This is a genomic window from Mesorhizobium sp. M7A.F.Ca.CA.002.04.1.1, assembly GCF_004022805.1.
GTDB classification, from domain to species: Bacteria; Pseudomonadota; Alphaproteobacteria; order Rhizobiales; family Rhizobiaceae; genus Mesorhizobium; species Mesorhizobium ciceri.
Map to the genome: position 1 here is coordinate 1 of NZ_RZPL01000221.1, position 7649 is coordinate 7649.

Genomic DNA, 7649 nt, shown 5'->3' on the forward strand with positions numbered 1-7649 from the left:
AGCGACCAGCATTTCGGCGTGCCTTTCGACATCGGCTGCGCCTGGCTGCATGCCGCCGACCGCAATCCCTATTTTCCCGAAGCGCAAGTGGCAGGCTGGACGTTGCATCATCACGACATGAATGTCGATCATCTCTACTACCGCGAGCGCAAGGCGAGCGAAGCGGAAGAAGCCGACATGAAGGCCGCCGACGCAAAGCTGTTCGAACTGCTGGCCAGGCATGAAGTGAAGGACGGAGATGACGATCGTCTTTCGGCGCTGTTGGCAAAAGGCCATGCGCCGCGCGCCGCCGCCACCTTCGCCGGGCCGATGGATTTCGGCGCCGACGAGGACGAAATCTCGATCCTGGACTTCCAAGCCGCCGCCGATCTCGACCCGAACTACTTCAGCAAGGAGGGCCTTGGCGCGCTGGTGGCGCGTTTCGGCGCCGGCGTGCCGGTCGAACTGTCGACGCCGGTGCGTAAGATCCTGTGGGACGTGCCCGGCGTCGCCTGCGTCACCGATCGCGGCACCGTCCGCGCCAAAGCGGTGATCGTGACCGCTTCGCCGGCGGTGCTCGCCTTCGAGGAGATCGCGTTCTCGCCGGCCCTGCCCGACACCCATTTTGGCGCCTTCTTCGACCTGCCGATGGGCATGCTGACCAAATTGCCGGTCGAAATATCGGGCACAAGGCTCGGGCTGCAGCCTTTCGACGACCTGCTGATCGAACGGATGGCCAGGCACGACATCTATTTCCTGTGCTTCCCGTTCGACCTTGACCTGATGGTCGGGTTCGTCGGCGGCGATTTCGCCTGGGAAATGTCGGCGGCCGGCGAGGCGGCCGGCATCGACTTCGTCGTCGACCGGCTGTGCGGCATCTTCGGTGGCGATACGCGCAAGCATGTCGGACGCGCCATGATGACCAATTGGGGCGGCGAGCGCTTCGTGCGCGGCGCCTACGTCGCCGCCCGCCCTGGCCGTTCACTGGCGCGCGCCGCGCTCATGCAGCCGGTGGCCGACAAGATCTTCTTCGCCGGCGAGCACTTGGCCGGCCCGCTGATGCAGACCTGCGGCGGCGCACGGCTGTCGGGCGAAGCGGTGGCAAGACAGGTTGTCGCCCAGCTTGCGGCCAAATAGCTTCAGGAAAATGTGGAACGCCGCGCGGCTGTTCGCGTTGGGCACGGGCCGCCGTGAACATCTATGTCACCTCCGGTGAATTGAGACCGACATGAAACTCTTCGACTGCCCCCATTGCGGCCATCGCATCTATTTCGAGAACGCCCAGTGCCTGAACTGCGGGAACCCCGTGCTCTACGATCCCGAGCACGCCTGTTTCGCGCTGGCGAGCGCCGACGGCATCTTCCAGTGCACCAACGCCGATGAATGCGCCTGCAACTGGATGGCCGAGCCCGGACACGCCTTTTGCCGCGCCTGTGCGCTCAACCAGTTGATCCCGGATCTCTCCGTCGACGGCAACCGCCGCCGCTGGATCCGTGTCGAAGCGGCGAAGAAGCGCGCCATCTATTCGCTGCTGGCCTTCGGGCTGCCGGTGGCGCCCAAGCAGAACCCCGCCGACGAGATCGGGCTGGCCTTCGACTTCCTCGCCGATCCGATCGGCGGCGGCCCCGGCGGCGAGCGGATCCTGACCGGCCACGACAATGGCCTGATCACGCTCAACGTCGCCGAGGCGGATTCGGCCGAGCGCGAAAAGCGCCGCGTCGAGATGGGCGAGAACTACCGCACCTTGCTCGGTCATTTCCGTCATGAGCTTGGGCACTATTATTGGGACCGCCTGATCCGCGACGATCCGCACCGGCTCGAAGCTTTCCGCGCACTGTTCGGCGATGACCGCGCCGATTACGAACAGGCGCTGAAGGCCTATTATGCCAATGGTGCGCCGCCCGACTGGCAGCAAGGCCACATCTCGGCCTATGCGACCTCGCATCCATGGGAGGACTGGGCCGAGACCTGGGCTCACCACCTGCACATCACCGACACGCTGGAAATGGTGCACGCACTGAACTTTCCGCTCGGCCGGCTGGAGACGGTGGAGGCCAACGACTTGCCGCGCGGCGACACAGGCGGCGAATTGCAGGCCGCACCCTCGGAGCCGCCGACCGCGCCCGAGTCTTTCGAAAAGATCCTGGCCCGCTGGCTGGTGCTGTCGGAAGCCTCCAATTCGATCAACCGCTGCATGGGCCTGCCGGACCTCTATCCCTTTGTCATTTCGGACGTCACGGCGCGGAAATTGGACTTCGTTCACGAACTTCTGACCGATTTGCCTGGAGAACAGGGAACAAATCGTGAGTTGGCACAGGCGCTTTAGCGGGAACGCATGAGCTGCTGCCCCGTTTTCGCTGGCGAGGGACCATGAAAACGGAGAGAAACCATGAAATCCCTGTTGTTTCCGGCGGTCGCCGGAATGCTGACCGTGATGTCGGGCGCCGCGTTTGCCGACACCGCCGTCTCAGCCGTCACCGATCTTAACGTTCGCGCCGGACCCGGCCCGCAATACCCTGTCATCGGCGTGCTCGCCGCCGGTCAGTCGGCAACGCTCAATGGCTGCATCGAAAACAGCAAATGGTGCACCATAGCCGAGGCCGGCGGCCAGGGCTGGGTCTATTCCGACTATGTGACGGCCGATATAGGCGGCAGCCGGGTGGTGCTGACGCAACGGCGCGCCAGCGTTGCTGTCGTCTCGCCGCCGGAGGACATCGGCAACTACTCGACCGATTATACCGGCGCGATCATCGCCAGCGATCCGGTCGTCGATGACTTCCCGCCGCCCCCGGCTGAAGTCCGCACCTATGTCGACACGCACCGCCTCGATCCCATCTATCTCGATGGCGAAGTGGTCACCGGCGCGACCCTGCCCGACACCGTCGAGCTGCGCGAGATTCCAGACTACAATTACCGCTATGTCTATGTGAACGGCCAGCGGGCGCTGATCGATCCGCAGACCCGGCGCATCATGTACGTCGTGCGCTGACGACAATTGACATAAGCGGCCGCTGCCACAGCAGCGGCCGCCGGCAGGCGGCACCGCAGCGTCGCCTCTTGTGCGCCGACGCTGCTCTGAGCATTGTCCTTTGCGGAAGACTTCCGATTTTTCCGGCGGTCGGTTAGTCAATAGGCGATGACTTTGGCAAAGGAGCCCGCGTGACCATCGATCCGGCCGCCTTCGAGCGCTACAGGCATTCGCCGAACGCCAGGACGACCTTGCCGCGCCTGTTGCTCGGAACGGGGATCGTCGTCCTTTTTTGGGCAGCAACCACCGTGGCCGTGCTGGTCGGCGGCACCTATGCCTTCTTCGCCCGGCAGGCGGCCCCATCATCCGGCATGCAGGGTTTCCTCGCCTCGCCCATCGGCATTCTCACCGCGCTCGTCTCGTTCGCCGGCATCTGGATCGGCCTGTGGGTCGCGATGCGCTGGGTGCATGGCGAGAAGCTGTCGGCGCTGCTCGGCAACAGCCGGCGTGTTTCATGGTCCGGCTTCCTCAAGGGGCTGATCGCGGTGCTGATCACCTCGTTGATCTCCGAAATCCTGCTCTATCTCTTGCAGCCGCAGATCGCGCGCGGCCCGATCAGCCTGTCGTCCTGGCTGCTGTTTGCGATCCCGATCGCCGCGCTCACTCTGTTGCAGACCTCGTCGGAAGAGTTGCTGTTTCGCGGCTACCTGCTGCGCGGGCTGGCCAGCCGGTTCAAGAGCCCGTTCATCTGGGCGCTGCTGCCGGCCCTGCTGTTCACCTCGCTGCATTGGAGTGCGAGTTCGTCGCCAGCCATCAACGCCTGTGTGCTGGCGTCGATCGCCGCTTTCGCGTTGCTGCTGACGCTTGTCGTTTACGCAACAGGCAATCTCGGCGCCGCGCTGGGTGCTCATCTCGGCAACAACCTGACCGGCTTCCTGCTGATCTCGCATCAGGAAAGCTACAATTCCTTCGCCCTGTTCAACGCCAGGCCGCTCGAGGGACCGGGCTGGGCAACGTCGGATGCGGTTCTCATCGCCTTCATCGGCATCGCCTGCAGCCTGCTGACCATCGGGCTGCTTTTGCATCCGCGCTCGCCGCTCAAGGTCGCCGCCGAGCTTCCGGACCGCGCGAGCACGGCCTGAATGCGGGTCCGGGAATGACGCTACCCGGCCCTTGTCTTGACTCTTGCGCAGATTTCCTGTCTACACGCCCCGAATTCCGCGACGAGTATCCCTCCGAGCAAGCCGACCAGGACGCCGAAACCTCTTTGAGGTGAAGTGCTGTAAATCGATCCTGGAGGCCAACACCCGGCAGCGCTGAGCGCCCCCGGGTGCTTTTTGGTTTTGGCTTTTGCTTGGACTTTTGGTTGGACACTGGGCGCGAACGCATTACCTCTCGGGCACCATCCGGGTGCCAGGGAAAAGGAAAACGAATGTTTGAATCGCTACAGGAACGTCTTGGTTCGATCCTGAACGGCCTGACCGGCCGCGGCGCGCTGTCGGAGGCTGATGTCTCGGCGGCGCTGCGCGAGGTGCGCCGTGCGCTGCTCGAAGCCGACGTGGCGCTGGAAGTGGTGCGCTCCTTCACCGACAAGGTGCGCGAGAAGGCCGTCGGCGCTGCCGTGGTCAAGTCGATCAAGCCCGGCCAGATGGTCGTCAAGATCGTTCATGACGAACTGGTCGACATGCTCGGCGCTGAAGGCGTCGCCATCGATCTCAATGCCCCGGCGCCGGTCGTCATCATGATGGTCGGCCTGCAGGGTTCCGGCAAGACGACCACTTCGGCCAAGATCGCCAAGCGTCTTTCCGAGCGTCAGAACAAGAAGGTCCTGATGGCCTCGCTCGACACGCGGCGCCCCGCCGCGCAGGAGCAGCTTCGCCAGCTCGGCGAACAGGTCAAGGTCGCCACGCTGCCGATCATCGACGGCCAGTCGCCGGTCGACATCGCGCGCCGCGCCGTGCAGGCGGCCAAGCTCGGCGGCCACGACGTCGTCATCCTCGACACCGCCGGCCGCACCCATATCGACGAGCCGCTGATGGTCGAGATGGCCGACATCAAGAAGGTATCGAGCCCGCACGAAATCCTGCTGGTCGCCGATTCGCTGACCGGCCAGGACGCCGTCAACCTGGCCAAGAGCTTCGACGAGCGCGTCGGCATCACCGGTCTCGTGCTGACCCGCATGGACGGCGACGGCCGTGGCGGTGCTGCCCTTTCGATGCGCGCCGTCACCGGCAAGCCGATCAAGCTGATCGGCACCGGCGAAAAGATGGACGGGCTGGAGGAATTCCACCCCAAGCGCATCGCTGACCGCATCCTCGGCATGGGCGACATTGTCTCGCTCGTCGAAAAGGCCGCCGAGAACATCGACGCCGAACAGGCGGCGGCGATGGCCAAGAAGATGCAGTCGGGCAAGTTCGACCTGAACGATCTCGCCGGCCAGCTTCAGCAGATGTCGAAGATGGGCGGCATGGGCGGCATCATGGGCATGATGCCCGGCATGGGCAAGATGAAGGACCAGATGGCCGCCGCCGGTCTCGACGACAAGATGTTCGGCCGCCAGCTCGCCATCATCTCGTCGATGACCAAGGCAGAGCGCGCCAATCCCGATTTGCTCAAGCATTCGCGCAAGAAGCGCATCGCTGCCGGTTCCGGCACCGACGCGGCCGAAATCAACAAGCTGCTCAAAATGCATCGCGGCATGGCCGACATGATGAAGGCAATGGGCGGCAAGGGCAAAGGCGGCGGCCTGATGCGCGGCATGATGGGCGGCCTCGCCTCCAAGATGGGCCTCGGCGGCATGATGCCCGGCGGTATGGGTGGCATGATGGGCGGCGGCATGCCGGACCTGTCGAAGATGGATCCCAAGCAGCTCGAAGCCTTGCAGAAGCAGGCGCAGGCAGCCGGCCTAGGCGGCGGCATGAAAGGCCTTCCCGGCGGCGGTGGCCTGCCCAGCGGCATGCCAGGTTTGCCCGGCGGCATGAAACTTCCCGGGCTTCCCGGCCTCGGCGGTGGCGGGCTGCCCGGCCTTGGCAAGAAGAAGTGAGGACGCCATGAACGAAGAAAAGGACATGGCCGACGCCCGCGCCCTCCTGGCAGATTACCGGGCGTCGATCGACAACATCGACGCAGCCCTCATCCACATGCTTGCCGAGCGCTTCCGCTGCACCAAGGCGGTTGGCGTGCTGAAGGCGACTCATGGCTTGCCGCCGGCCGACCCGGCACGCGAGCAGCAGCAGATCGCCCGGCTTCGCCAACTGGCGAAGGATGCCCATCTCGACCCGGATTTCGCGGAAAAGTTCCTCAACTTCGTCGTCCGCGAAGTGATCCGCCACCACGAACAGATCGCCGCTTCCAACGGCGTGACGAAAACCAACTGAAACCCAATCAACGAACTTAGTTTTTAGGAGAAAAGAAATGCCCTTGAAGATCCGACTGGCCCGTGCGGGCTCGAAGAAGCGTCCTTACTACCACGTCGTCATTGCCGACGCCCGTTCGCCGCGTGACGGCCGGTTCATCGAGTCCATCGGCTCGTGGAACCCGCTGCTGCCCAAGGACGGCGAACGCGTCAAGGTCGACGCCGACCGCGTCAAGCATTGGCTGGCGCATGGCGCCCAGCCGACCGACCGCGTGCTGCGCTTCCTCGACGAGGCCGGCCTCGTCAAGCGCGACGCCCGTTCCAACCCGAAGAAGGCCGAGCCGGGCAAGAAGGCGCAGGAACGCGCTGCTCTTCTGAAGAAGGCGCAGGAAGATGCCGCTGCTGCCGTTGCCGCCGCCGCGGCTGCACCGGCCGAGGCGGAAGCCGCAACCGCCGAATAAGTATTTGCTCTATCGCATCCAGGAAAACGGCGGGCCATGTGCCCGCCGTTTTTTCATTCGACCCTGTCTGTAAAAGCCGCCCGGTCAATAGCCGCGCGGGCAGCGGTCAATATAGACGCGGCCACGGCTATCGCGGTAGCGGCATTCGCCACGCTCGCTCGCCCGGCCGATCAGCGCGCCGGCAACAGCGCCGACAGCACCACCGACGACGGCGCCTTCAACCGGATCGCCGGCGACGGCCGCACCGACGGCAGCGCCACCGAGGCCGCCTACGGCCGCGCCTTTTTCCGTTTGCGAACAAGCGGCGAGCGGCACCAGCAGCGCCATCAAAAGCATCGTTTTCTTCATCGTCGTTCCTCTCCGATAGGAGCCGCCTCCGCCGCCGGGCGAATCTCTAACTCGCAACTCGACGATTCGATCCCTGAGATATTGCCCGGCAAAGGGTTCAGGCTTCGAGCCGAAAGCGGTGCTTCGATCCGGATCTAACGGCTGAACGGGATCAGCGCGCGGAGCCTGGAATCGCGCAGATACAGGCCACCCCACAGGATAATGCCGAGATAGACGCCGAACAGAATGTGCGAGAACAGCGGGTTGTCGACGCGGACATTGGTGGCGATGGCGCCGCCCATATAGGCAGTAAGCAGGATGGCGCCGAGCACCGAGGTGCGCGGCAGCGCGTAGAGAGCGGTCGAGATCAGGCCGATGACGCCAAGCATGCGCGCGACATTCGGATCGGCCGGCCAGCCAAGCGGTACCATCGTCTGGATGACGATATCGAGCGGCGGCAGCTTGATGGCGCCGTCGAAGATCATGAACAGCACGATGACGCCGCTGAGCGCGCGGCCGGTCCACAAAGCGCCCGGCGAGACGGGCGCGGTTTCGGAAA

General features: G+C 64.4%; 9 protein-coding genes. 7 read left to right on the forward strand and 2 right to left on the reverse strand.

Annotation, left to right across the window (positions count from 1 at the left end; genetic code table 11):
- The 7 genes from ENZ75_RS13910 to rpsP form a co-directional block, all read left to right on the forward strand.
- On the forward strand, window positions 1–1116 hold a 1116-nt coding region (locus tag ENZ75_RS13910; RefSeq protein ID WP_128278148.1), incomplete at its 5' end, for an FAD-dependent oxidoreductase.
- Between the two features lie 91 nt (window positions 1117–1207).
- A complete protein-coding gene (locus ENZ75_RS13915; protein WP_013528805.1) occupies window positions 1208–2305 on the forward strand; it encodes a putative zinc-binding metallopeptidase in 1098 nt (365 codons plus the stop codon).
- 63 nt (window positions 2306–2368) lie between these two features.
- Entirely contained in the window at window positions 2369–2968 is a 600-nt protein-coding gene (locus tag ENZ75_RS13920) for a DUF1236 domain-containing protein (protein ID WP_063169558.1), read from the forward strand.
- Between the two features lie 170 nt (window positions 2969–3138).
- Window positions 3139–4089, forward strand: a complete 951-nt coding sequence (locus ENZ75_RS13925; protein ID WP_013528803.1) for a CPBP family intramembrane glutamic endopeptidase — start codon at window positions 3139–3141, stop codon at window positions 4087–4089.
- A 290-nt stretch (window positions 4090–4379) separates the two neighbouring features.
- On the forward strand, window positions 4380–5990 hold the full coding sequence (ffh, locus tag ENZ75_RS13930; protein WP_024504031.1) for a signal recognition particle protein: 1611 nt from the start codon (window positions 4380–4382) through the stop codon (window positions 5988–5990).
- Window positions 5991–5997: 7 nt separating this feature from the next.
- Window positions 5998–6324: a chorismate mutase gene (locus tag ENZ75_RS13935; protein WP_013528801.1), complete on the forward strand. Its 327-nt coding sequence runs from the start codon at window positions 5998–6000 to the stop codon at window positions 6322–6324.
- Window positions 6325–6361: 37 nt separating this feature from the next.
- Window positions 6362–6763 (forward strand): 30S ribosomal protein S16, encoded by a 402-nt coding sequence (rpsP, locus tag ENZ75_RS13940; RefSeq protein WP_013528800.1) that lies wholly within the window; start codon window positions 6362–6364, stop codon window positions 6761–6763.
- 84 nt (window positions 6764–6847) lie between these two features.
- Here rpsP and ENZ75_RS13945 read toward each other — a convergent pair whose 3' ends face one another.
- Together ENZ75_RS13945 and ENZ75_RS13950 are read right to left on the reverse strand one after the other, a co-directional pair.
- Window positions 6848–7111, reverse strand: coding sequence for a glycine zipper domain-containing protein (locus ENZ75_RS13945; protein WP_013528799.1), 264 nt, complete (start codon window positions 7109–7111; stop codon window positions 6848–6850).
- A gap of 134 nt (window positions 7112–7245) precedes the next feature.
- A partial coding sequence (locus ENZ75_RS13950; protein WP_164887816.1) for a DoxX family protein occupies window positions 7246–7649 on the reverse strand: 404 nt, incomplete at its 5' end.

Bases quoted from the DNA above. Each gene is read 5' to 3' on its own strand.
- ENZ75_RS13915 (WP_013528805.1), top strand. From the start codon at position 1,208: ATGAAACTCTTCGACTGCCCCCATTGCGGCCATCGCATCTATTTCGAG.
- ENZ75_RS13920 (WP_063169558.1), top strand. From the start codon at position 2,369: ATGAAATCCCTGTTGTTTCCGGCGGTCGCCGGAATGCTGACCGTGATG.
- ffh (WP_024504031.1), top strand. From the start codon at position 4,380: ATGTTTGAATCGCTACAGGAACGTCTTGGTTCGATCCTGAACGGCCTG.
- ENZ75_RS13935 (WP_013528801.1), top strand. From the start codon at position 5,998: ATGAACGAAGAAAAGGACATGGCCGACGCCCGCGCCCTCCTGGCAGAT.
- rpsP (WP_013528800.1), top strand. From the start codon at position 6,362: ATGCCCTTGAAGATCCGACTGGCCCGTGCGGGCTCGAAGAAGCGTCCT.
- ENZ75_RS13945 (WP_013528799.1), bottom strand. From the start codon at position 7,111: ATGAAGAAAACGATGCTTTTGATGGCGCTGCTGGTGCCGCTCGCCGCT.